The sequence below is a fragment of the Streptomyces sp. NPDC056160 genome, assembly GCF_042268205.1.
Taxonomy (GTDB): Bacteria; Actinomycetota; Actinomycetes; order Streptomycetales; family Streptomycetaceae; genus Streptomyces.
Map to the genome: position 1 here is coordinate 116,667 of NZ_JBHJUW010000004.1, position 23,773 is coordinate 140,439.

Genomic DNA, 23,773 nt, shown 5'->3' on the forward strand with positions numbered 1-23,773 from the left:
GACGTTAACGCCTGGTGGGCGTCGGTGTCTCCTTCGGATTCCGTGCTTTTCCGGCGCCTTTGGCCAGCGGCCGGCACCCCAGACCGATCAGCGCGGCGGTGAAATGCCCGAGATCGGTGAAGGTGCGCCCGGCCAGCAGCGGCACCCCGAAGAAGAAGAGCACCGCGGCGGCGTACGGATACCGCCAGGGCCTGCGGATCCGGTAGGTCAGCACCGCGGCCACCCCCGCCAGCGCGTAGCTGACCCCGACGTCCAGGGTGTCGACCGCGGATGCGGGGGCCACACCGCGCCCGATCGCCCACAGCAGCGCCCCCTCGCTGATCAGCGAGGCCAGCACGTGCGCGGCCACGCACACCACGATCCAGCGCAGGGTGCCCAGCCAGCGCTCGGCCTGCGCGTGGAAGACCGAGTAGAAGGCGGCGTACGGCAGCCAGCGCCCGCTCGGGATCCACATGGCGCTGGCGAACAGCACCCGTACCGGGCTGTCGGACAGTTCGTGGATGTTCGTCGAGCGCTGCCGCAGGAAGTCCTCCTCGAAACCCGGCGACATGCGGTGCAGGGCGACGGTGGTGACGAACAGGATCAGCAGCCAGACGTACGTCCCCGGCGCGGCGCGCACGTACGCCGTCACCGCCCGAAGCCCCTGCCGAAACCGGATGACCCCGCTCACACCGGCCAGTATGGTCGGCACCGTGATCGAGGTGCCCGCCGAGCTGGCCGCTACGCAGGAGAAGTTCAACGGAGCGGCGGGCCGGGCGTTCGTCGCCGGGCTGCCGCAGCGGGCGGCCCGCTTCCTCGCGCGCTGGGACCTGCGCCTGGACGGCCCGCCGATGTGCGGGGTGTGCGCGCTGGTCCTCCCGGTGGTGCGGGCCGGGGGCGCCCCCTGCTCGTCAGGGCTCGGGGAAGGGACACCGGCCGCGCTCAAGCTCCAGCCCCTGGACGAGGAGAGCGCGGGCGAGCCGGTCGCGCTGCGCGCCTGGGCCGGCGAGGGCGCCGTACGACTGCTGGAGCACGACGAACCCACCTGCACCCTGCTGCTCGAACGACTGGACGAGTCCAGGACGCTGTCGGGACTGCCGGACAGCCGCGCGGCCGTCGGGGTGATCGGCGCACTCCTCGCGCGGCTCACCTCCGTGCCCGCCCCGGCGGGGGTGCGGCGGCTGGGCGACATCGCGCAGGCGATGCTGGAGCAGGTGCCGTGGGCCCTGACCCGGGTGCCGGACGCCGCCGACCGGCGGTTGCTCGCCGACTGCGCGGCGGCCGTGCGCGAGGTCGCCGGTGACCCCGGCGACCGGCTGCTGCACTGGGACCTGCACTACGACAACGTCCTCGCCGCCGACCGCGCGCCCTGGCTCGCCATCGACCCCAAACCGCTCGCCGGTGACCCCGCGTTCGACCTGATGCCCGCGCTCGACAACCGCTACGACCCCGCCGAGACCCAGTGGCGTTTCGACGCGCTGACCGCGCGGCTCGGCCTGGACCGGGCGCGCGCCCGCGCCTGGACGCTCGGGCGGGTGCTCCAGAACTGCCTGTGGGAGATCGAGGACGGCCGGCCGCTGGAGACCGTGCAACTGGAGATCGGCCGCGCGCTGCGCGATTGAACCGTGCGCCGGGGCCGGCGGGCCCCGCCGCGTGCCTGAACCGGGCGCCGGACACCGTGGGGAACGGGCGCGCCGCGCGCCCGGACGGACCCCCGCACGAGGGGACGGACCCGCGTGCACGCATGGTCGACGGGGGCGGAGAGCCGACGTGCGCGGAAGACCGACGGGGGCGGAGAGCCGACGTGCACGAAAGGCCGGCGTACGGGTGTGACACGCCGCCGGACGGCCCATCGGGCAGTCCAGAGGGTCATCAGGTCATAGCGTACAGAATATGACGAAACGCCACATCTCCCTGCTGGTCTGCGCCGCAGCGCTCGTCGCCTCCGGCGTCGCCGCGGCCGCACCGGTCTCGGTGCCGACGACGCACCTGGTCCACCCCGGGGAATCGATCCAGAAGGCGGTGGACGCCGCCCGGCCGGGCGACACCGTGCGGGTGCTGCCCGGCACCTACCACCAGAGCGTCAAGATCACGACGCCCGGCCTGACCCTGCGCGGCTCCGGCAGCTCCACCGTCCTGAAACCGGCCACGAAGGCCACGGACGTCTGCGGCAAGCGCGGCAACGGCATCTGCGTGGCGGGCACCAAGGCCAAGCGCCTCATGGGTGTCACCGTCTCGAACCTGGTCCTGACCGGCTACTCCCGGGCCGGAATGATCTCCGTGGGCGCCGACGGGCTGACCGTCCGGCACGTCACCTCCGACAAGAACGGCGCCTGGGGCTTCGCCGAGGAACACTCCGAGCACAGCACCTACGAGCGCGACGCCGCGCGGAGCAACGGCGACGCGGGCATCTTCCTCGCCAACACCATGACCGCCGAACAGGGCGCCGCCGACAGCAAGGAAGCACTGATCACGCACAACCTGCTGACGGGCAACCGGGTCGGCGTCACCGTCCGCCGGCTGCGCAACCTCACCGTCGCCGCCAACGCCATCACCGGCAACTGCGCGGGCGTCTTCGTCGTCGGCGACGAGAACAAGCCGAAGGCCGGCGCGCTGACCGTGCGCGGCAACCGCGTCGTGAAGAACAACAAGTACTGCGCCAAGACCGACCGGCTGCCCTTCCTCCAGGGTTCCGGGATCGTCCTGACCGGCGCCGAGAAGGCCGAGGTCACCGGCAACCTGGTCACCGGGAACGCGGGCACCTCCCCGCTGTCGGGCGGCATCGTCCTGTTCAAGAGCTTCGTCGGCGCCACCAGCGACGACAACCGGATCGCCGAGAACTCGCTGTCCGGCAACGCCCCCGCCGACCTGGTCAACCAGGAGAGCACCAAGCGCGGCAACACGTTCGCCCACAACGCCTGCCGGGCCTCCAGGCCCGCGGGGCTGTGCTGAGCCGCACCCCACCTGCACACCATCGAAGGAAGGAAGGCGGCGCATGACGACCGCTCAGACCGCCCCACCGCCGTCCATGCGGCTCAGGGAGCTCGTGTTCGGGGCGGCGTGCGCCGCCGCCCTCCGCGCCGCGGCCCGCCTCGGCGTGGCCGACGCGCTCGGCGACACCCCCCTGGCCGCGGAGGACCTCGCCGCCGCGGTGAAGACCGAACCCAAGCCGCTGCGCCGGCTGCTGCGGGCACTGACCTGCTACGGCGTCTTCGAAGAGCGTCCCGACGGGGCCTTCGCGCACACCGACATGTCCCGGCTGCTGCGCGAGGACGACCCGAACAGCCTGCGCAACATCTCCCTGTGGTGCACCGAACCGTGGACCTGGGACGCCTGGCCGAAACTCGACGAGGCGGTGCGCACCGGCCGCAACGTCGTCGAGGACCTGTACGGCAAGGAGTTCTTCGTCTACCTCAACGAGGACGCCCCCGAGTCGGCGGACGTCTTCAACCGGGCCATGACGACCTCCAGCAAGCAGTCCGCCCGCGACGTCGCCGAACTCCTCGACCTGTCCGGCGCCGCGTCGGTCGCCGACATCGGCGGCGGCCAGGGCCACGTGGTGGCCAGCCTGCTGGAGAAGTACCCGCGGATGCACGGCACCCTGATGGACCTGCCGCGGGTCGTGGACAACGCCGACGCGCGACTGCGCGAGGGCGGCTCGCTCGCCGACCGGGTGGACATCGTGCCCGGCGACTGCCGCGAGGCCGTCCCGGTCCGGGCCGACGTCTACATCATCAAGAACATCCTGGAGTGGGACGACGACTCCACCGCCCGCTGCCTGCGCAACGTCATGGAGGCGGGCGGCCCCAAGGCACGGGTCGTGGTCATCGAGAACCTCGTGGACGACACCCCGTCGATGCGGTTCAGCACCGCCATGGACCTGCTGCTGCTGCTCAACGTCGGCGGCGCCAAGCACACCACGAAGTCGATGGAGAGCCGCCTGGAGGCGGCCGGCCTGGTCATCGACGACATCAGCCCGGTCAACCCCTACCTGCACGCCTTCGACTGCACCGTCCCCGCCTGACCCACCCGGCGGGCGAACCGCCCGCGACGACGGCCGCCGGGCCCGCGACAGCGCGGGCTCGGCGGCCGTTGTCCGTCCGCCGCACGACGTCCCCGTACGACCTTCCCGTACGGCGTCCCCGTACGGCCTTCCCGCACGGCCGCCCCGTGCGGCCTTCCTCACGACGTCCTCGTACGACGCTCCTGGTGTCGAACCGGCGACGCCGGCGGCGTCAGCCGCGGCCGTCGCGCTCCCAGAGGTAGAAACGCCGCGCCATCGCGTCCTTCGGCGAGCGCCACGTCTCGGGGTCGTACGCGCTCACGTACGACGACAGCCGCTCGCTGATGCCCCGGAACTCGGGGTGGCCGGCCACCTTGGCGATGGCCGGGCCCGGGTCCCGGTCGGCCTCGACGAGATGCATGTACACGTCGCCGAACTGGAAGAGGCTGCGCCGGGTGACGCCGACCAGGTGCGGCAGCTCCCCCCGGTCGGACTCCTCGAAGATCTTGGCGATGTCCGGGGCCGAGCCCGGCGCCATCCGGGCCACGATCAGGGCCTGGTGCATGGATCCGCTCCTGTCGTCCGGTCCGGCTCAGTCGGTGGCCAGGGCCGGCTCGGGCCGCCGCCCGGCCGCCGCCTCGACCTTGTCCCGGATGAGCGCCATCTGGACCTTGGAGTTCTTGTTGATGTTGTCGGTCATCCAGTCGTCGTCGACCGGGGCCTCCGGCTTCATCGCGAAGTCCTGGGTCCAGACCATGCGGGTGCCGCCCGGGACCTCCTCGTAGCGCCAGTGGATGTCCATGTGGGCGAACGGCCCGGTCTCCACGCGCCGCGCCTTCACGGTGAGCGTGTCCCGGTCCGGCTCCCGCTCGGAGACCCAGCTCCACACCGTGCCGTTCTCGTCGGGGTGCATGGTCAGCCGGAAGGTGCACTTGGCGCCCTCCTGCTTCAGGATTTCCGCGGAGGCGTACTCGCTGAACAACTGCGGCCACTTCTCCACGTCGTTGGTCATCTCCCACACCAGGTCCACCGGTGCGGCGATGGTGATCTCGTTCTGAGTGTGTCCGGCCATCTCAGGCTCCTGCCAGAAGGGTGCTGTTGACGAGGTCGAGGAACTTCCGGGGCGTCTTGCAGCGCTCCGCGTCGGCCGGCATCGGCATGCCGTGCCGGTTCTCCAGTTCGCCCACGATGCCGAGCAGGCCGAGCGAATCGATGCCGAGCTCGTCGAAGCCGGTGTCGGCCCGGTCCGCCAGTTCCTCGGGGCTGACGGTGATGCCGGCGGCCTTCTTCATGAGTTCGGACAGTTCTTCCACAGTGATTCGGTCACTCATGCGGGTTCCTCTCCTTGTTGCTCCCGGCGTGTGGCTCCCGGCGCCACCAGGCCCTGGCACCAGGACCTAGGGAGCGCCGGCGGTGCCGTGCCGCAGCACCAGCGCCGAGTTCGAGCCCATGAGCCCCCGGCCGAGGACCAGCGCCGTGCGCACCTGCGCGGCACGCGCGCGGCCGGTCACCAGATCGAGGTCATGGCAGATGTCGAAGACATTGGGGGTCGGCGGGATCAGGCCGTGCTCCATCGAGAGCACCGCCGCCGCCGCGTCCAGCACCGGAGCCGCGCAGTACGCCCGGCCCGTACCGGCCTTGGGCGCCGTCACCGGCACCCGCCGTCCGTGGGCGCCGAGCGCGTCCGCGATAGCCAGCGCCTCGGCCCGGTCCGCCTCCGGGACACCGAGCGCGTCCGCGAAGACCACGTCGACCTCCTCCGGCGCGCAGTCCGCGTCCACCAGGGCCGCGCGGATCGCCTCCGCGAGCCCCTGCCGCGACAGCTCCCAGCGGGAGGCGCCCGTGAAGGTCGCCGCGTGCCCCGCCACCGTCGCCCGCACCGGCACGCCCCGCTCCCGGGCCGCCTCCACCGCCTCCACGACGAGCATGGCGCCGCCCTCGGCGGGCACGAACCCGCACGCCGCCTCGGTGAACGGCCGGTACGCCCGCTCCGGATCGGCCACCGGACTCAGCTCGCGGTAACCGAGCTGGCAGACCATCGAGTACGGGGCCAGCGGCGCCTCCGTGGAGCCGGCCACGATCACGTCCGTACCGCGCCGCACCGCCCGCGCCGCGTGCGCGAGGGCGTCCAGACCGCCGGCCTCGTCGGCGGCGACCACCGAACACGGCCCCTTGAAACCGCGCCGGATGGAGATCTGGCCGGTGCTGGCCGCGTAGAACCAGGCGATCGACTGCCAGGGGCCCACGTACCGACTCCCCTTGCCCCACAGTTTCTGCAGCTCCCGCTGGCCGAACTCGCCACCGCCCGAACCGGCCGCCGTCACCACACCCGCCGAGAACGGAGCCTCGTCCGTGTCGGCCCGGCCCAGCCGGGCGTCCTCCAGCGCCGCGTCGGCCGCCGCCATCGCGAAGTGCGTGAACCGGTCGGTCTGCACGAGGTAGCGCTCCTCGACCGTCACCGACGGATCGAAGGACCGCACCTCGCCCGCCACCTTCAGCGGCAACTGCTCGCAGCCCTCACGCGTGACCCGGTCGAGGACGCTCACACCCTCCTGCGTGGACTTCCAGAAGGTCTCCGTGCTGTTTCCGTTGGGCGCCACGACACCGATGCCGGTGACGGCCGCCCGCCGTTTCGCGGGTGCGCTCATCGTGCCCTCTCCCTTCGCCGGGTCAGGATCACCGCGGACTGGAAACCGCCGAACCCGCTGCCCACCGAGAGCACGCTGTCCAGCTTCCGCTCCCGGGCGGTCCGCGGGACGTAGTCCAGGTCGCACTCGGGATCCGGCGTCGTGTAGTTCGCGGTCGGCGGCACCACCTGATGGGCCAGCGCGAGCACGCACGCCACCACCTCGATCGCCCCGATCGCGCCCAGCGAGTGACCCACCATCGACTTGATGGAACTCATCGGCGTGTCATAGGCGTGCGGACCCAGCGCCCGCTTCACCGCGGCCGTCTCGTGCCGGTCGTTCTGCCGGGTGCCGGAACCGTGCGCGTTCACGTAACCGATCTCGGTGGCGTCCAGCCGGGCATGGTCCAGCGCCGTCTCGATCGCCCGCGCCATCTCCAGACCCTCACTGGTCAGGCCCGTCATGTGGTAGGCGTTGCCGAACGTCGCGTAGCCGCTCAGCTCGCAGTACACGTGCGCACCGCGCGCCCGGGCGTGCTCCAGCTCCTCCAGCACCAGCACCGCGCCGCCCTCGCCCATGACGAACCCGTCACGGTCGTTGTCGAAGGGCCGCGAGGCGTGCGCCGGGTCGTCGTTGTTCGGCGACGTGGCCTTGATCGCGTCGAAGCACGCCATCGTGATCGGCGATATCGGCGAGTCCGACGCACCGGCTATGCAGATGTCGGCCCGCCCCTCCTCCACCGTGTGCAGCGCGTAGCCGACCGCGTCGAGACCCGAGGTGCAGCCCGTGGAGACGGTCTGCACCGGCCCGCGCGCCCCGAACCGCTCCGCCACCGTCGAGGCCAGCGTGCTCGGCGTGAACGCCCGCTCCAGATGCGGCTGCGCCCGCTCGTGGTCCACCTCCCAGCGCTCGCCGCCATGGCTGACCAGGACGTAGTCGCTCTCCAGCCGGGTGGTGCCGCCCACCGCCGTGCCCAGCGAGACCCCGACCCGCCAGGGGTTCTCCCCGGCGAGGTCGAGCCCCGAGTCCCGTACCGCCTCCTGACCGGCGGCCAGCGCGAACTGGATGTAGCGGTCGCAGCGCTCGACCTGCTCCTGGGACAGCCCCGCGGCCACCGGATCGAAGTCGCACTCCGCGGCGATACGCGAGCGCAGGCCGGACGGGTCGAAGAACGTGATGCCCCGCGTCGCCGTCCGCCCGTTCGCCAACAGGTCCCAGAACGCCGGCGCACCGATCCCGCCCGGCGCCACGATGCCTATGCCGGTGACCGCGACCCGCCTCGTCATGAGCGGGCCTCGGCCACGTCGGCCGGCACCGCCGGCTCCTCGGCACCCGCCCCGGCCGGCACCGCCTCCGTGCCCTCCGTGTCCACGTGCCCCAGCTGCGGGCGCGGCGCCAGCGGTCCGAGATGGAAGACGATCCGTGCCTCCACCTCGCCCACGTTGCGGAATCGGTGCCGCATGTAGGCCGGGATCATCAGCCCCTGCTCCGGCCTGAGCGGGTGCGGCTCACCGTCCAGGTCCACCTCCAGATCCCCGCAGACCACGTACACGAACTCCTCCGAGTACGGGTGGTAGTGCTCCCCGATGCGGTCACCGGGCTGCACGATGGCCACCCCCATGAAACCGCTGGTGGAGCCCACCGTGGCCGGGGTGAGCATGGCGCGCAGATCGCCGCCGCGCCGGGTGTTGGGCTCGGTGTCGCTGAGGTCCACGATCTTGGGCCTGGTCTTGATCACGTCGTTCCTCCGGTGGGTGTGTACGTCGGCTGAGGGGGGGGCGTCAGGCGTCCGGCGCGGACCGGCGGTCGGTGACGAGGTCCATCCGGGCGAGGGTCAGCAGACGCGCCAGGTCGCCGTCCTTCTTCGCGGCGCCCTCGTCGAGCAGCGTCGTCAGCTCCGACACCTGCGCCGCGTCCGCCAGCCCCAGCGCCGAGGCCACGTCCGCCTCCAGAGCACCCCGTACGTCGATCAGGCGGACGACCACGTCGTCCCGCTCGAAGACCGTGCTGCGCAGGATCGGGCTGCCCGCGTCCTCCGCGGCCCGCTCGTCGTGCTGGGCCAGCAGCTCCGCCAGCCGCATGCCCATGCCCGGCCGCGCCGGGTAGTACAGCGCGTGCCGGCCCGCCTCCCCGTCCTCCCGGCCACTGGTCACGTGATGCACGGCCGGCAGCGCCGCCCGGGTGAAGAACACCCGCACCGACTCCTGGTCGGCGAAGTCCCGCTCCTGCTCCAGGTACGGGTTGATGGCCTCCTCCACCGCCCGGATCTCCGGCTGCCTCGCCACGTGCCGCAGCGCCGCCAGCAGGTCACCGCGCACCTCGATGGCGCGCACCACCCGGTTGCCGTGCATGAACAGCGACGTACGGCACAGCCGGGTGGTGTCGTCCACCCGCGCCTGCGGCGACTCGTAGCTCGCCAGCAGCTCGGCCACCTTCTTCTCGCTGCCCGGCTTCACCGTGAACGTCAGCGCGTGCCGGATCACACCGTCACCGATGCGCGGCGACGCCTGCAGCCGACGCTCGCCCGACACGGCACGCGCCGCCTCCGCGCCGGTCTCCCGGACGATGTGGAAACGCAGCGACCGGGTGTCCCGGATGCAGCTGTGCATCGGCTGCACCATCCGCACGTGCTCCTCGCTGTTCACCCACGCGAGGAACGGCGGGGCGCTCTCCCACTCACTCGTGATCAGCCACTGGGAAGGGTTCTCGATCGACTGGCACAGCTGGTCGCTGACATGCCCGGGAACGGACGAGACCTGCTTGCCCATCTCCTCGTACGCCTCCAGGAACTGCTGCTGGGCGCCGTCGTAGACGTCCACCAGCAGGACGACCCGGAGCCGGGAACCGTCGAAGACGGACTGGGAGACACGTTTCGAGGCCTGCTGCTCGATGGGTTCTGAAACACGCTCAGAGATGGCGGTCATCTGCGTACGTCTCCTTGACGGGGCTCGAGAGGGCTTCGCGGGACTGACGGCCGGGCGCGGGTGACGCGACGTCAGCGTGATCTCGATCCTGAGCCGGTTGCGATCAGTGCGCGACTCGTGTGCACCACGCGGGTGATCACACGGGTGATTGACCCCGCGAACGCACGCGGACCCGCCCCGCAACGGGCATGGAGACACCGACGGACTCCCCCGCCCCCGCACCTCGCGCAGCCCCCCGCCCCACCCCGCCCCTGGAGACACCGATGCACCAAGAAGCCGACCACCGGGTACCCGTCCTCATCGTCGGCGGCTCCCTGGTGGGCCTGTCCACCTCACTCTTCCTGGGCCGCCTCGGTGTGCCGCACCTCCTCGTCGAACGGCACTCCGGCACCTCCATCCACCCCCGCGGACGCGGCAACAACGTGCGCACCATGGAACTGTTCCGCGTGGCCGGCATCGAAGACGCCGTCAAGGACGCGGCAGCACTCCTCGCCGACAACCACGGCATCCTCCAGACCCCCACCCTCGTCGGCGACGCCGGCGAATGGCTCTTCAAGCACATCGACCCAGGTGGGGGCATGGCGAGGTTCAGCCCCACCGGCTGGTGCCTGTGCAGCCAGAACGACCTCGAACCCGTCCTGCTCGAAGGCGCCCGCTCCCTCGGCGGCGACCTGCGCTACTCCCATGAGATGGAGACGTTCGAACAGGACAGCGACGGCGTCACCGCCACCGTCCGTGACCGCGCCACCGACCAGCACTACACCGTCCGCGCCGACTACCTCGTCGCCGCCGACGGTCCCCGCAGCCCCGTCCGCCACCGCCTCGGCATCGGCCAGTCCGGCCCCGGCGACCTCTTCGCCAACGTCAGCGTCACCTTCCGCTCCAAACTCCTCGCCGACGTCGTGGGCGAACGCCGCTTCATCTGCTGCTACCTCACCGACCCCGACGCCGACGGCGCCCTGCTCCCCGTCGACAACAAGGAGCACTGGGTCTTCCACGCCCCCTGGCACCCCGAACACGGCGAAACCCTCGACGAGTTCACCGAGGAACGCCTCCAGCGGCACATCCGCCGCGCCATCGGCGCCCCCGACCTCGACGTCGAGATCACCGGCAAGGCCTCCTGGCGCGCCGCCGAACGGGTCGCCGACCACTACGGCACCGGCCGCGTCTTCCTCGCCGGCGACTCCGCCCACGAGATGTCCCCCACCGGCGCCTTCGGCTCCAACACCGGCATCCAGGACGCCCACAACCTCGCCTGGAAACTCGCCGCCGTCCTCCAGGGCTGGGCCGGCCCCGGCCTCCTCGACACCTACGACACCGAACGCCGCCCCGTCGCCACCGCCACCAGCGCCCGCGCCTCCGCCCGCTCCGTCGAGCACAGCCACCCCGGCTTCGCACCCGCGCCCGGCATCGGCGGCGGCAAACGCGGCGGCATCCTCAACGTCGTCCTCGGCTACCACTACCCGCACGGCGCCGTCGTCGGCACCGCCCCCGACCAGGAGGTCGTCCCCGACGCGATGCGCCTGACCGGCGAACCCGGCAGCCGCGCACCCCACCTGTGGGTCAACCGCTCCGGCACCCGCATCTCCACCCTCGACCTCTACGAACGCACCCTCGTCCTGCTCAGCGACGCCCGGTCCACGGCCGACTGGCACGCGGCGGCCCAGCGCATCACGCAGACGGGCGACACCCCCCTGGCCTCCTACCGCTTCGGCACCGACCTCACCTACGCCGACGGCCCCGGCCCCGGCACCCCGCCCCCCGACTGGGCCCGCACCCACGGCACGACGACGGACGGCGCCGTCCTGATCCGCCCCGACGGCTTCATCGCCTGGCGCGCCCCGGCCGCCGTACCCGACCCGGAGAGCGCACTGCGGGAGGTCCTCGCGACGGTGCTGCGGACCGGCTGACCCGGGCCGGTACCTCACCCCCGCGGGCATGCAAAAGGCCAGGTCAGACAGTGTCTGACCTGGCCTTTCCGTGAGCCCCCTGTCGGATTCGAACCGACGACCTACGCATTACAAGTGCGTTGCTCTGGCCAGCTGAGCTAAGGAGGCGCGCTGGGGCGTGCCCGTGCAGTGTACCCAGGTCGCCGCCGCGGCCCGTCGAAAATTTCCGCGAAGTTCACACCCCTTCAAGTACTGACAGAGCAGGTGAACGCCAGGTACCGTCCTGTGCCAGTTCACTCTTGTGGACCACGCGAGCACCAGGGCGGGCCGTTCGGTGGGGTATTCCCCCCGGCGGGGCCCCGTCGTGGCAACCGCCTTCCTACTCGGATCGTCCGGCACGTTCCTGCCGGTAGAAGGGGGCCCATTCACCATGGCCACTGTGCAGTTCGACAAGGCGACCCGGATCTACCCGGGTTCCGAGAAGCCCGCCGTCGACGCCCTGGAGATCGACATCGCGGACGGCGAGTTCCTCGTCCTGGTCGGCCCGTCCGGCTGCGGCAAGTCCACCTCGCTGCGCATGCTCGCGGGGCTGGAGGACGTCAACGGCGGTGCCATCCGCATCGGTGACCGTGACGTCACCCACCTGCCGCCGAAGGACCGGGACATCGCCATGGTGTTCCAGAACTACGCGCTGTACCCGCACATGACGGTCGCCGACAACATGGGCTTCGCGCTCAAGATCGCCGGTGTCAACAAGGCGGAGATCCGGCAGAAGGTCGAGGAGGCCGCGAAGATCCTCGACCTGACCGAGTACCTGGACCGCAAGCCGAAGGCGCTCTCCGGTGGTCAGCGCCAGCGTGTCGCCATGGGCCGCGCGATCGTGCGTGAGCCGCAGGTGTTCCTCATGGACGAGCCGCTGTCCAACCTGGACGCCAAGCTGCGTGTGTCCACCCGTACGCAGATCGCCTCCCTCCAGCGCCGCCTGGGCATCACCACCGTCTACGTCACCCACGACCAGGTCGAGGCCATGACGATGGGCGACCGGGTCGCGGTCCTCAAGGACGGTCTGCTCCAGCAGGTCGACTCGCCGCGCAACATGTACGACAAGCCCGCCAACCTCTTCGTCGCCGGCTTCATCGGCTCCCCCGCCATGAACCTGGTCGAGGTGCCGATCACGGACGGCGGTGTGAAGTTCGGCAACAGCGTCGTGCCCGTCAACCGCGACGCGCTCAAGGCCGCCGCCGACAAGGGCGACCGCACGGTCACGGTGGGTGTCCGGCCCGAGCACTTCGACGTGGTCGAGCACGACGGCGGTGCGGCGGCCTCCCTGTCCAAGGACAGCGCCGACGCCCCGGCCGGTCTCGCCGTCTCCGTGAACGTGGTCGAGGAGACCGGCGCGGACGGCTACATCTACGGCACCGTCGAGGTCGGCGGCGAGAAGAAGGACCTCGTCGTCCGCGTCAGCAGCCGTTCGGTCCCGGAGAAGGGCGCCACCGTGCACGTCGTGCCGCGGCCGGGCGAGACCCACGTGTTCTCCACCTCGACCGGCGAGCGCCTGACGGACTGACCGCCTGACGGACTGACCGCCTGACGGGCCGAGCGCCTGACGCCTTACGGCTGAAACCCCGGGCATGGCCCCGGGGATTCACCCGAGTTGACGAGAAGGGCCCCGCGAACTGCTGCGGGGCCCTTCTCGGCGTCTCCGCCCGCTCTCGGCTTCACCCTGACACAGGGGACATTTCGAGCCGTGTGCGTCAACACGGCGCCCGGAGAACGGCCCCGCCGCATCCCCCGATCAGGTGACTAAATGTCGCCAAATCATCACCGGGCGCTACCCTCACTCGCGTGAAGCACTCCACCACGCAACCCACGCGACGCGGCCGGGGCCCCGCCCGCCGGATCGGCCGCTCCCTCGCCCTCGTCCTGCCCGTCGTCCTGGTGCTCTCCGGGACCCTCGCGGTCACCCGAGTCAACTGGTCGGGGAACCCCTCGCACTCGGTGCTCACCGCGTCCGACCTGTCCGCGCCCGGGGTCCCCGCCCGCCATCGCGCCCCCCAGGACGTGCTGCGCGACCAGCTGCTGACGGAGCTGCAGGAGAAGGACCCGGGCGTCGCGCTCACCCATCTCCAGGAGGCGGTCGACGACCGTCCGTCGCTGGCCGGGCACTGCGCCTCGATCGCCCGCACCCTGGGCCGCGCCGCGGTCCGTATCTACGGTCCGGCCCGCGCCCAGTCCTACTCCCGCCCCGTCTGCGACACGTCCTTCGCCTCCGGGGTCCTCGCGGCGCACAGCTGAGCGCGCCGCCTCCCGCCTCCGCGGGTGCCCCAGGTCCTCTCAGAGGACGTCAGGCGCCGCAGGCCGAGCGCCTGAGCGCCTGAGAGGACCTGGGGCCGGAACCGGGCGGACCGGGCCGGGGGGCCGGGCCGCGCCCACCGCAGCCGCGGCCGCACGGCCCCTGCCGGGGTCCCACGTACAGTTCGGGCATGACCCATCCGAATGCGGCGTCCCGCCCCACTCAAGCCGTGGTCCTGGCCGGTGGCCAGGGCTCCCGGCTGCGCCCCTACACCGACGACCGGCCCAAGCCGATGGTCGAGATCCCCGGCACGGGCACCCCGATCATCGGCCATCAGCTCGCCTGGCTCGCCGAGGAAGGCGTCACCGACGTGGTGGTCTCCTGCGGCCACCTCGCCGAGGTCCTCCAGGAGTGGCTGAAGTCGGCGGCGCTGCCCGTCAAGGTGACCACGGTCGTGGAGTCGGAGCCCCTCGGCCGGGGCGGCGGCCTGAAGTTCGCCGCCGCGCACCTCCCTCACCCCGACCGGTCCTGGTACGCCACCAACGGCGACATCTGGACCCGTTTCTCGCTGCGCGACATGGCGGACTTCCACACCGAGCGGGACGCGGTCGCGACCCTCGCGCTGGCCCGCCCGCGCATCCCGTGGGGTGCCGTGCAGACGGACGGCTTCGGCCACATCACCGACTTCATCGAGGCGCCGCCGTCGACCTTCGAGATCAACGCGGGCGTCTACGTCTTCTCACCCGAGTTCGCCTCCCTGCTCCCCGAGCGCGGCGACCACGAGCGCACCACGTTCCCGCGGCTGGCCCGGGAGCGGCGGCTGGCCGGCTTCCCGCTCCCGCAGGGGTCCTACTGGCGTGCCATCGACACGGCGAAGGACCTGACGGAGGCCGCCAAGGAACTGGCCGGGCCGGGCAGGTGACACCCGCGCCGAAGGGCCCCGCACCGTGCGCGGTGCGGGGCCCTTCTGTGTGCGCGTACGGGTGACGTCCCGGGGCGTCCGGACCTAGGGCGTGTTTCAAAAGTCCCGCCTGCCCCGCCCTCCGGACGGACGGCGCTACTTTCGAAACACGCCCTAGCCCAGCAGGCCGCCCACCAGTCCGGGCTGGCCGGTGGAGGAGCTGCCGCCGCCGGAGCCGGACGGCTGGGTGTCCCCGCCGGAGCCACCGGAGCCCGAGCCGCCGGAGCCCGTACCGCCGGTGGCGGTCCCGCCGGAGGTCGGTCCCGAGCTGGTGCTGGGCGCGTGCTGGGCCGGGGCGGAGTGGCGCGGCGGGACCCGGCCGCCGGCGCCCTGGGTCTGGCTGGGCGAGCCGCCGGTGACGGCTCCGCTCTCGCGTGCCGTGCCCGGTGTGGTGGCGGGGCCGCCGGTGGGGCCGGCGGTCGTGCCGTGGTGGCTGGGCGAGGTGGAGGCCGACGGGGACCCGCGGTGCTCGGCGCTGCCGGACCGCTGCGGGAGCGGCGTGCCGGGCAGCTGGTTGCGCGGGGCCTCGCCGGGGCCGGGTACGACCACGTTGCCGGCCCCGCGCACCGCGCCGCCCAGCAGCGAGCCGACGAGCAGGGTGAGGCCGGTGACGACGACGGTGAGGAGCGCGCCGCGGCGCAGCACGTACCGGCGCAGGGCCCAGATGTCGGAGCGCGGGCCGAGCCGCCGCCAGGCGGAGGCCGCGAGCCGGCCGTCGACGGAGTAGACGGGGGCGCCGGCGATGACCAGCGGGGACCAGGCGGCCAGGTAGATGATGTCCGGCGCGTCGTAGACGGGCACGGTTCGCCAGCTGACGGTGACGATCAGCGCGGCCGACAGCAGTCCGCCGACGACCGCGGCGACGCGCTGCCAGCAGCCGAGGACGGTCAGGACCCCGACGATGACCTGGAGGAAGGCGATGAAGAGGCCGGAGCCGACCGGGTGCTGGAGGGCGAACTGGCGCAGTGGCTCGGCGACTTCCCAGGGGTGCAGCGCGCTGAGCCACTTGACCATGGAGCCGCGCTTGCCGCCGTCGAAGTAGAGCGGGTCGCAGAGCTTGCCCATCCCGGCGTAGAGGGAGATGAAGCCGAGGAAGATGCGCAGCGGGAGGAGGACGACGCCGAGGTTCATCCGGCGGCCCGGGTAGTAGGCGTGGCGGGCCGGGTCCTCGCCGTGCCGCCTGCCCCGGCGGCGCCGGGCGCCGGGTGCGGTGACGTCGCGGACGTCGGGGTCGGCGTCGTAGGCGTGGCCGTCGTAGGCGTGGCCGTCGTAGGCGTGGCCGCCGTGGGCGGGTCCGGTCTGTCCGTAGGGCGGGTGGCCGCCGTACACCCGGCCCTCGTACGCGGACTCCTCGTAGGCGCTTCCCGCGGTGCGCATCTGCGGCAGCAGCCGGGTCTCGCCGGGCTCCGGGGTGCGCTGGGCGCCGACGACGGGCGTCTCGACGGTCTGGTCGAGGTCGTGGTAGCCACCCGCGCCGTACCCCGGGGGGGCGTCGATGCGCGGGAGGACCCGGGTGGCCCCGGCGTCGGCGGACGGTTCCTCGGTGTGGCGCACGCTGCCGCTGCGTACGGCCTGGAGGAGCCGGTGGGCGCCGGTGTCGTCGGGGGCGGACCGACCGCTCCAGACGACCGGCCGGCGGTGGGCTGCGGCTCCGGCCCGGCCCGCCGTGCCCGCGGGCACGCGGAGGGCGGGATCGGTGACGCTCGGATGACGGGCGACCCGCGGGGACAGGGTGCGCCGCGAGGCGGCGCCCAACTGCACGCGGAAACTCGCGTGCGTGACGATGACCTGCGCCGGATCGCTCGGCACCTTCACCATGCTCAGCGCGGGAGCGTCGTCGTATCCCGACGAGCGGTCCCCCGTGGGTGTGCGGGGTGTTCTGGTGTCCACACTCATCTAACCGAGTGATGCCGAGTTAGGACACTGCCTTGACCCGTCGGATCTGTCCGGACAGCGTCAAGGATGCGCCGGGCGTCCGGAATTGCCCGAGCGAGTGACCGTACGTACAGTCGTACGATCACTCGCCGCCGGACGGGTGGCGCCTCACCCGCGCCTGCGCGCCGCCTCGTAGAGGACGATCCCGGCCGCGACACCGGCGTTCAGCGACTCCGCGCCGCCGGGCATCGGGATCCGCACCCGGACGTCGCAGGTCTCGCCGACGAGCCGCGACAGGCCCTTGCCCTCGCTGCCGACGACGATCACGACCGGCCCCTCCAGGGCCTCCAGGTCGCCGAGTTCCGCCTCGCCGTCCGCGGCCAGCCCGACGACGGTGATGCCCGCCTTCTGGTACGTCTCCAGGGCGCGCGTCAGGTTGGTGGCGCGGGCGACCGGCGTACGGGCCGCCGTACCCGCGGACGTCTTCCAGGCGCCGGCGGTCATGCCGGCCGCGCGCCGCTCGGGGACGACCACGCCGTGCCCGCCGAAGGCGGAGACGGAACGGACGACGGCTCCGAGGTTGCGCGGGTCGGTGACCCCGTCGAGGGCGACGATCAGCGGGTCCTCGCCCGCGTCGGCGGCGGCGTCGGCCAGGTCCTCGGGGTGCGCGTACTCGTACGGCGGGACCTGGAGGACCAGGCCCTGGTGGTTGAGGCCGTTGGTCATGCGGTCCAGCTCGGGGCGCGGGGCCTCCATGAGGTTGAGCTGGCCGCGCTCGGCCGCGAGCTGGAGCGCCTCGCGGACCCGCTCGTCGTTGTCGATGAACTGCTGGACGTAGAGCGTGGTGGCGGGCACGCCCTCGCGCAGCGCCTCGACGACCGGGTTGCGGCCGACGACCAGCTCGGAGGCGGAGCGGCCCGATCCGCGGCGCTGCGGCGGACGGCCCTGCGTGCGGCGGTCCTTCGCCTGGGCGGCGCGCTGCTTGGCGTGTCCCTTGCGCATCTCGGCGGGGGGCGTGGGGCCCTTGCCCTCCAGGCCGCGGCGCCGCTTGCCGCCGCTGCCGACCTGCGCGCCCTTCTTGCCGGACATGCGGCGGTTGTTAGCGGCCATGACCTACCTGTCTGTTCTGTCGAGAGCGTCGGCGTACGCCTGCCGCGTACGTCTCCTACGTCTATGAAGTTACGTCTATGAAGTGTGCCGCCCGGACGCCCGGACGGCACAGCGGGCCCCCGGTGACCGGAGCGTGGTCCGGACCGCCGGGGGGGCGGGTCAGCGGGGGCCGAGGCTCCAGCGCGGACCCTGGGGGCTGTCCTCGATGACCAGACCGGACTGCCCGAGCTGGTCGCGCAGGGCGTCCGCGGTGGCCCAGTCCTTGCGGGCGCGGGCGGCCTCGCGCTGGTCGAGGACCATGCGGACCAGGGTGTCCACGACACCGTGGAGGTCTTCGCCGCGGTCGTCGCCCTCGCCCGCCCAGTGCTCGTCGAGCGGGTCGAGGCCGAGGACGCCGAGCATGGCCCGCACCTCGGCGAGCCGGGCGACGGCGGCCTCCTTGTCGTCGGCGGCGAGCGCGCTGTTGCCCTGCCGGACGGTGGTGTGGACGACGGCCAGCGCCTGCGGGACGCCGAGGTCGTCGTCCATCGCCTCGGCGAAGGCGGGCGGCACCTCGGCGGAGGGCTCCACCGGGCCGGCCTTCTCCACCACGCGCTGGATGAAGCCCTCGATCCGGGCGAACCCCGACTCGGCCTCGCGCAGGGCCTCCTCGCTGTACTCGATGGTCGAGCGGTAGTGCGGGGTGCCGAGGTAGTACCGGAGCACGATCGGCCGCCACTGCCTGACCATCTCCGAGACCAGCACGGAGTTGCCGAGCGACTTCGACATCTTCTCGCCGCTCATGGTGACCCAGGCGTTGTGCACCCAGTACCGGGCGAAGTCGTCGCCGTAGGCCTTGGACTGGGCGATCTCGTTCTCGTGGTGCGGGAAGATCAGGTCCAGGCCGCCGCCGTGGATGTCGAAGGCGCTGCCCAGGTACTTGTGCGCCATGGCCGAGCACTCCAGGTGCCAGCCCGGCCGCCCCTCGCCCCACGGCGTGGGCCAGGTCGGCTCGCCGGGCTTGGCGGCCTTCCACATGGCGAAGTCGCGCGCGTCGCGCTTGCCGGTCTCACTGTCGGCGGAGGGCTGGCGCAGGTTGTCCAGCTCCTGCCGGGACAGCTCCAGGTAGCCGGGGAAGGAGCGCACGTCGAAGTAGACGTTGCCGTCGGCGGCGTAGGCGTGCCCGCGCTCGATGAGCGTCCGCATCATCTCGATCATCTCCGGCACATGGCCGGTGGCGCGGGGCTCGTAGGTGGGCGGCAGGCAGCCGAGTGCGGTGTAACCGTCGTTGAACGCGCGCTCGTTGGCGTACCCGATCGACCACCAGGGGCGGTGCTGTTCGCGCGCCTTGGAGATGATCTTGTCGTCGATGTCGGTGACGTTGCGGATGAACGTGACGTCGTAGCCGCGGTGGGTGAACCAGCGGCGCATGATGTCGAAGTTCAGCCCCGACCGGATGTGCCCGATGTGCGGGGCCGCCTGCACGGTGGCACCACACAGGTAGATCGAGACACAACCCGGCTTGAGCGGGGTGAAGTCACGGATCTGCCGGGCGCTGGTGTCGTACAGGCGAATAGTCACCACTCCAGGGTAGTGGGCCGGGGGCAGTGCCTCGCGCCCCTTCCTGGAAGCGGCGGCCCATTCGTGACCGGGCGGGCGGACCGGGGTGCGGCGAGTCGGTCCGGTGCGGCGGATCGGACCCGTGCGGCGAGTCGGCCGGGTGCGGCGGATCGGTCCCCGGTGCGGCGGATCGGACCCGTGCCGCGGATCGGACCGGTGCGGCGAGTCGGCCGGGTGCGGCGGATCGGACCCGTGCGGCGGGTCGGTCAGATGCCGCCGACGACCTTGCGTGGCCGGATCCGGACGATCACCCGCTGGGAGTCCTGGGCGGAGGCCGGGTTGAACTCCGCGTACTTCTTGCCGGTGTACTTCACCGACAGCTCGTCGATGAGGTCCTGCGCGCCCTCCGTCGTCGTCTCGGCGGTGCCGCGGATCTCGGCGTACTCGTAGGGCGAGGCCGGGTCCTGGACGACGACGCTGACCCGGTCGTCGCGCTTCAGGTTCTTCGCCTTGCGGCGGTCCACGGTGGTGGAGACGAGCAGGTCGTCGCCGTCCCGCTTCACCCAGACCGGCGACAGCTGGGGGCTGCCGTCGGGCTGGACGGTGCCGACGACGACGAAGACGGGGCCGTCGAGGAGGTTCTTGAGGCGGGCGGACAGTTCTGCGGCCATGGGGCACCCTCCGGGACCTCGGTCACTGGCGGTCCGGCGACAGCCCGGCGGCGACTCCGTGCTGTTCGACGGCGACTCTCCGGGTACCTTCGCACGCGCTCAGCCGGCCCGCACCACGAGCGCCGTGGCCACCGCCATCAGTCCCTCGCCCCGGCCCGGGAAGCCGAGCCCGTCGGTCGTGGCTCCGGAGACGGACACGGGCGCGCCGGCCGCCTCGGAGAGGATCTTCTGCGCCTCCTCGCGGCGCTTGCCGATCCTGGGCCGGGCGCCCACGACCTGCACGGCGACGTTCCCGATCCGGAAACCGGCCGCCCGTACGATCCGCGCTGCCTCGGTCAGCAGCGTGACGCCGGACGCGCCGGACCACTCGGGCCGCCCGGTGCCGAAGTGCTGTCCGAGGTCACCGAGGCCGGCGGCCGAGAACAGCGCGTTGCACGCGGCATGCGCGACGACGTCCGCGTCGGAGTGCCCGGCCAGCCCCGGCCCCTCCCCTTCCCACTTCAGGCCGGCGCACCACAGCTCGCGGCCGTCCTCGAAGGCGTGGATGTCGGTGCCGATGCCGACCTGGGGCAGCGGCGCGGTCTGCGGGGCGGCGGGGGTGGTCTCAGAAGCCATCGTTGAGCCTCCGGCGGGCCAGGACCGCTTCGGCGAGCACGAGGTCGAGCGGGCGGGTGACCTTGAAGGCCTCCTCGTGACCGGGTACGGCCACGACCCGCTCGCCGAGCTGTTCGACCATGCTCGCGTCGTCGGTGACGTTGTCGGTGACGGTCTCGTGGGCACGCACCAGCGTCGCCCGGTCGAAGCCCTGCGGGGTCTGCACGGCCCGCAGCCGTGCCCGGTCCGGGGTCGCGAGCACCGGCTCGGGGTCGCCCGCGGTCACGGCCGGCTCGACCTCCTTGACCGTGTCGGCGAGCGGCAGCGCCGGCACGACGGCGGCGGCGCCCTCACACACGGCGTCGATCACCGCGTCCACGGTGTCCACGGGGACCAGCGGGCGGGCCGCGTCGTGCACGAGGACGATGTCGTGGCCGGGCGGCAGCGCGTCGAGACCGAGCCTGACGGACTCCTGGCGGGACTCGCCGCCGGGCACGACGAGGAAGCGGGTTCGCTCGGGCAGCGCGTGGGCGTCGAGGAGCGAGGTGACCTCGGCGGCGCCGTCGGGCGGGGCGACCACGACCACCAGGGCGACCGCGCGGGAGGCGGCCATGGCGCGCACCGCGTGGATGAGCATGGGCGTGCCGTTCAGCGTGCGCAGCGCCTTGGGGGCGCCCGGACCAAGACGCACGCCCCGGCCGGCGGCCGGGATCACGACGGCGACGGGGGCCTGCGGCCGGGCCCCGGCGGGCGAAGGACGCGAATCGTCAGACATCGGTTCCTGTCAGGTTTGTGTTCCGGCTCGGCGTGGGTATGGCCACACCGTGCCGGGCGCGACGCCTCGACCGGACCCTTCCGTGACCTCGGTCGAGCCGACTGCCCGGGCCCGGCACACAGTATCGGGGGATCTTTCCCTCGCAGGACCGCGGTGACAGCGGTGTCCGTGCGGGTATTGCGGGTACGACCGGATGTGACCGGGCACGACTGTGCCGCGGCACCCGGCGGCGCGCATCGCACCACTGGGCACCGCGGCATGTCATGTCACCGTGCTGGATCCGAACTCAGGCGGGCGCGGACGCATGGCTGCCGCCTCGCGTCAGGATGTCCCGTATCGGTCAGGAAGCCTCGCGTCAGGACGCGAGGACCTCGTCGAGCAGAGCCTCTGCCTTGTCCTCGTTCGTGTTCTCCGCGAGCGCCAGCTCGCTCACCAGGATCTGGCGGGCCTTGGCGAGCATGCGCTTCTCACCGGCGGAGAGACCGCGCTCGCGCTCACGACGCCACAGGTCGCGCACGACTTCCGCGACCTTGATGACATCGCCGGAGGCGAGCTTCTCCAGGTTTGCCTTGTAACGACGCGACCAGTTCGTGGGCTCCTCGGCGTACGGAGCGCGCAGGACCTCGAAGACCCGGTCCAGCCCGTCCTGACCGACCACATCACGCACGCCGACGAACTCCGCATTGTCCGCTGGCACACGTACCGTCAGGTCACCCTGGGCGACCTTCAGCACCAAGTAGGTCTTGTCCACGCCTTTGATCTGGCGAGTTTCGATGGCCTCGATCAGCGCGGCCCCGTGATGGGGATAGACCACGGTGTCGCCAACCTTGAACGTCATGTGACAGGTACCCCTTCCGTGGCTATCCAGGGTAACACGGATACGGCGTCTTCTGAATGGCGTTTTCGCAGGTCAGGGCATATCTCGGGGCTTGACAACAGCAACCGGGACGTGCTTCGGAAGGGGCGCGCGGGCCGACGGCGGGCAGGTAACCGCAGGTCGGAGGGGCTCTTCGCACAGGGTGAAACGCGTACGTTACACACATCCGACCGCCCGTCCAAGTGGCCGAACTTCCCGTTTTGTCTGGTTCCAGATGCGCGACTTCCGCTACTCCGTTCGGTGCGCGAGGCACACGGCCGCGACGTTTCGGGAATTGATCACGGTCGCCGCTCAACGGCCGCGGCGGCAGTGATCAATTCCAGCCTTGGGGCGCGTATGGGGTCGCGTATGAGGCGGCGTATGGGGGCGGGTATGGGTCGCGTATTGCCTTACACCCTCGGGTTACGCGCCGTCTTAGCCGGTCTTAGGCGGTGGCCCGCCGGACCCGGTCTTCCCGGATTTCCGGCACGGGAATGCGCGCCCGATGATGATCGCCCGATGGTGACGCGTATGCCGGCGATCGTGACGCGTATGCCGGGCGACGCTTATCCGAATGACGGACGACGGGGCGGCGGGGCTGGTCCGGTACGCGCCGGGGACCCGTTCGCGGCGGGCCCCTGGACCCGCCCGGCGAGTGCTCCCCGACCGCCGTGCGGGAGCGGTGTCCGGGTGCCTGCGGACGCCCAGGGGCGGGTCGGGTGCGAGGCCGCGGGAACGGCTCGGTAACCTAAGGCCGCTGACAGACACTTAGGGTGGCTTTATAAGGGAGTCGCCCTGTACCGCCCACGTTCAAGGAGTTGCCGCCGCCGTGAGCAGCAGCCTTCGACGCGGCGCCCTCGCCGCCGCCGCCATCGCGTTCTCGATCGCCTCGCTCGCCGCCTGCGGCGCCGGCAACAACGCCCAGACGCTTGAGGTCAAGCCGGACAACGCGGGCGCCAGGGTCGGGGACATCGAGGTCCAGAACGCGGTGATCATCACGCAGCCCGGCACCCAGACCAAGGGCCCGGCCGTCGTCTCGGTGACCCTCTTCAACAACGGGACCGCCCCCCAGACGCTGGACGCCATCCGCGTCGACGGCGACGGCACCGCGCAGATCACCCCCGCGCAGGGCAAGGGCAAGCTCACCGTCCCGGCGCACGGCTCGGTCGTCGTCGGCGGCAAGGGCAACGCGTCCGCCGCGCTGGCCAACCCCGGCCCGGGAGTCAAGGACGGCAACGCGCAGAAGGTCACCTTCAGCTTCAGCAAGGCCGGGGACGTGAGCCTGCGGGCCTTCGTCGTGCCGGCCACCAGCTACTTCGACAAGTGGGGCCCGAGCAGCATCCCGGCCGCGCCGGGGGCCCCGGGCGGCCCGAGCCCGTCCGGCTCCGGCAAGCCGGGCACGCCGAACTCCAAGACCTCCCAGGGCTCCAAGAACTCCCAGGGCTCCCACGGCTCCCAGGAGTCCCCGAAGTCCCCCAAGACGTCGGAGAGCCCCCAGGGCCAGAACAGCGGCACGTCGACCGGCTCGAACTCGACCGGTGAGTCGGGTGCCGGCACCGGCGCCGGTGACGCGGTGAACTCGGGCGGCTCGGCCTCGTAGACCACTGTCCCGCGTCCGCGGCCACTGCCGCGGTCCGTGCGGAGCTGCGCCGAAGGGCGGCACCCCCTGTGCGGGGT

General features: G+C 72.1%; 23 protein-coding genes and 1 tRNA gene. 8 read left to right on the forward strand and 16 right to left on the reverse strand.

Translation table 11 applies throughout. From position 1 onward, the window contains the following. Window positions 1–4: 4 nt before the first annotated feature. Complete coding sequence (locus ACFC02_RS02780; RefSeq protein ID WP_376351171.1) at window positions 5–670, reverse strand: rhomboid-like protein; 666 nt, start codon at window positions 668–670, stop codon at window positions 5–7. A 10-nt stretch (window positions 671–680) separates the two neighbouring features. On the opposite strand from ACFC02_RS02780, the gene ACFC02_RS02785 reads away from it, so the two are divergent. From ACFC02_RS02785 to ACFC02_RS02795, 3 genes are all read left to right on the forward strand, one after another. Then, the gene (locus ACFC02_RS02785; protein WP_376351175.1) at window positions 681–1,601 is read left to right on the forward strand and encodes an aminoglycoside phosphotransferase family protein; all 921 of its coding nucleotides are present in this window, start codon (window positions 681–683) and stop codon (window positions 1,599–1,601) included. Window positions 1,602–1,872: 271 nt separating this feature from the next. Next, the gene (locus tag ACFC02_RS02790) at window positions 1,873–2,931 is read left to right on the forward strand and encodes a nitrous oxide reductase family maturation protein NosD (protein WP_376351177.1); all 1,059 of its coding nucleotides are present in this window, start codon (window positions 1,873–1,875) and stop codon (window positions 2,929–2,931) included. A 43-nt stretch (window positions 2,932–2,974) separates the two neighbouring features. Beyond that, window positions 2,975–4,003 (forward strand): methyltransferase, encoded by a 1,029-nt coding sequence (locus ACFC02_RS02795; RefSeq protein WP_376351180.1) that lies wholly within the window; start codon window positions 2,975–2,977, stop codon window positions 4,001–4,003. Window positions 4,004–4,214: 211 nt separating this feature from the next. On the opposite strand, the gene ACFC02_RS02800 is transcribed toward ACFC02_RS02795, so the two are convergent. From ACFC02_RS02800 to ACFC02_RS02830, 7 genes are all read right to left on the reverse strand, one after another. Further along, window positions 4,215–4,547 (reverse strand): TcmI family type II polyketide cyclase, encoded by a 333-nt coding sequence (locus tag ACFC02_RS02800; protein WP_360967339.1) that lies wholly within the window; start codon window positions 4,545–4,547, stop codon window positions 4,215–4,217. 27 nt (window positions 4,548–4,574) lie between these two features. Further along, a complete protein-coding gene (locus ACFC02_RS02805) occupies window positions 4,575–5,054 on the reverse strand; it encodes an SRPBCC family protein (RefSeq protein WP_376351183.1) in 480 nt (159 codons plus the stop codon). A 1-nt stretch (window position 5,055) separates the two neighbouring features. Further along, window positions 5,056–5,313: an acyl carrier protein gene (locus ACFC02_RS02810; protein WP_360967345.1), complete on the reverse strand. Its 258-nt coding sequence runs from the start codon at window positions 5,311–5,313 to the stop codon at window positions 5,056–5,058. 66 nt (window positions 5,314–5,379) lie between these two features. After that, window positions 5,380–6,630, reverse strand: a complete 1,251-nt coding sequence (locus ACFC02_RS02815) for a beta-ketoacyl synthase N-terminal-like domain-containing protein (protein WP_376351186.1) — start codon at window positions 6,628–6,630, stop codon at window positions 5,380–5,382. Further along, window positions 6,627–7,895, reverse strand: a complete 1,269-nt coding sequence (locus tag ACFC02_RS02820) for a beta-ketoacyl-[acyl-carrier-protein] synthase family protein (RefSeq protein ID WP_376351189.1) — start codon at window positions 7,893–7,895, stop codon at window positions 6,627–6,629. Before ACFC02_RS02820 ends, ACFC02_RS02815 begins: the two co-directional genes overlap by 4 nt. Continuing rightward, window positions 7,892–8,347: a cupin domain-containing protein gene (locus ACFC02_RS02825; protein ID WP_376351191.1), complete on the reverse strand. Its 456-nt coding sequence runs from the start codon at window positions 8,345–8,347 to the stop codon at window positions 7,892–7,894. The genes ACFC02_RS02820 and ACFC02_RS02825 overlap by 4 nt, the downstream gene beginning before the upstream one ends. A gap of 43 nt (window positions 8,348–8,390) precedes the next feature. Then, complete coding sequence (locus ACFC02_RS02830) at window positions 8,391–9,533, reverse strand: SchA/CurD-like domain-containing protein (protein ID WP_376351194.1); 1,143 nt, start codon at window positions 9,531–9,533, stop codon at window positions 8,391–8,393. A 263-nt stretch (window positions 9,534–9,796) separates the two neighbouring features. On the opposite strand from ACFC02_RS02830, the gene ACFC02_RS02835 reads away from it, so the two are divergent. Beyond that, window positions 9,797–11,443, forward strand: a complete 1,647-nt coding sequence (locus ACFC02_RS02835) for an FAD-dependent oxidoreductase (RefSeq protein WP_376351196.1) — start codon at window positions 9,797–9,799, stop codon at window positions 11,441–11,443. A gap of 73 nt (window positions 11,444–11,516) precedes the next feature. Here ACFC02_RS02835 and ACFC02_RS02840 read toward each other — a convergent pair. Then, a tRNA-Thr gene (locus ACFC02_RS02840) sits at window positions 11,517–11,590 on the reverse strand. A 262-nt stretch (window positions 11,591–11,852) separates the two neighbouring features. Between ACFC02_RS02840 and msiK the strand changes: the two genes are divergently transcribed. The 3 genes from msiK to ACFC02_RS02855 all read left to right on the forward strand — a co-directional run bounded on the left by msiK (window position 11,853) and on the right by ACFC02_RS02855 (window position 14,637). Beyond that, the gene (gene msiK / locus ACFC02_RS02845; protein ID WP_376351199.1) at window positions 11,853–12,989 is read left to right on the forward strand and encodes a diacetylchitobiose ABC transporter ATP-binding protein MsiK; all 1,137 of its coding nucleotides are present in this window, start codon (window positions 11,853–11,855) and stop codon (window positions 12,987–12,989) included. Window positions 12,990–13,267: 278 nt separating this feature from the next. Continuing rightward, complete coding sequence (locus ACFC02_RS02850) at window positions 13,268–13,717, forward strand: hypothetical protein (protein ID WP_376351202.1); 450 nt, start codon at window positions 13,268–13,270, stop codon at window positions 13,715–13,717. Window positions 13,718–13,905: 188 nt separating this feature from the next. After that, window positions 13,906–14,637, forward strand: coding sequence for a nucleotidyltransferase family protein (locus ACFC02_RS02855; RefSeq protein WP_360967368.1), 732 nt, complete (start codon window positions 13,906–13,908; stop codon window positions 14,635–14,637). Between the two features lie 153 nt (window positions 14,638–14,790). Here the strand turns inward: ACFC02_RS02855 and ACFC02_RS02860 are convergent, their stop codons facing one another. The 7 genes from ACFC02_RS02860 to ACFC02_RS02890 all read right to left on the reverse strand — a co-directional run bounded on the left by ACFC02_RS02860 (window position 14,791) and on the right by ACFC02_RS02890 (window position 22,078). Beyond that, a complete protein-coding gene (locus ACFC02_RS02860; protein ID WP_376351205.1) occupies window positions 14,791–16,572 on the reverse strand; it encodes a DoxX family membrane protein in 1,782 nt (593 codons plus the stop codon). Window positions 16,573–16,719: 147 nt separating this feature from the next. Beyond that, complete coding sequence (gene rlmB / locus ACFC02_RS02865) at window positions 16,720–17,661, reverse strand: 23S rRNA (guanosine(2251)-2'-O)-methyltransferase RlmB (RefSeq protein WP_376351208.1); 942 nt, start codon at window positions 17,659–17,661, stop codon at window positions 16,720–16,722. A 159-nt stretch (window positions 17,662–17,820) separates the two neighbouring features. After that, window positions 17,821–19,221, reverse strand: a complete 1,401-nt coding sequence (cysS, locus tag ACFC02_RS02870) for a cysteine--tRNA ligase (protein ID WP_376351211.1) — start codon at window positions 19,219–19,221, stop codon at window positions 17,821–17,823. A 245-nt stretch (window positions 19,222–19,466) separates the two neighbouring features. Continuing rightward, window positions 19,467–19,871 carry a PPOX class F420-dependent oxidoreductase gene (locus ACFC02_RS02875; protein ID WP_376351214.1) on the reverse strand — a complete coding sequence of 135 codons (405 nt, stop codon included), beginning with the start codon at window positions 19,869–19,871 and terminating at the stop codon, window positions 19,467–19,469. 99 nt (window positions 19,872–19,970) lie between these two features. After that, the gene (ispF, locus tag ACFC02_RS02880) at window positions 19,971–20,486 is read right to left on the reverse strand and encodes a 2-C-methyl-D-erythritol 2,4-cyclodiphosphate synthase (RefSeq protein WP_376351217.1); all 516 of its coding nucleotides are present in this window, start codon (window positions 20,484–20,486) and stop codon (window positions 19,971–19,973) included. After that, on the reverse strand, window positions 20,476–21,240 hold the full coding sequence (gene ispD / locus ACFC02_RS02885; protein ID WP_376351220.1) for a 2-C-methyl-D-erythritol 4-phosphate cytidylyltransferase: 765 nt from the start codon (window positions 21,238–21,240) through the stop codon (window positions 20,476–20,478). Before ispD ends, ispF begins: the two co-directional genes overlap by 11 nt. Before the next feature lie 355 nt (window positions 21,241–21,595). Beyond that, window positions 21,596–22,078 (reverse strand): CarD family transcriptional regulator, encoded by a 483-nt coding sequence (locus ACFC02_RS02890; RefSeq protein ID WP_003953493.1) that lies wholly within the window; start codon window positions 22,076–22,078, stop codon window positions 21,596–21,598. 847 nt (window positions 22,079–22,925) lie between these two features. Between ACFC02_RS02890 and ACFC02_RS02895 the strand changes: the two genes are divergently transcribed. Further along, on the forward strand, window positions 22,926–23,696 hold the full coding sequence (locus tag ACFC02_RS02895) for a DUF461 domain-containing protein (RefSeq protein WP_376351223.1): 771 nt from the start codon (window positions 22,926–22,928) through the stop codon (window positions 23,694–23,696). The last annotated feature ends 77 nt before the right edge of the window (window positions 23,697–23,773 follow it).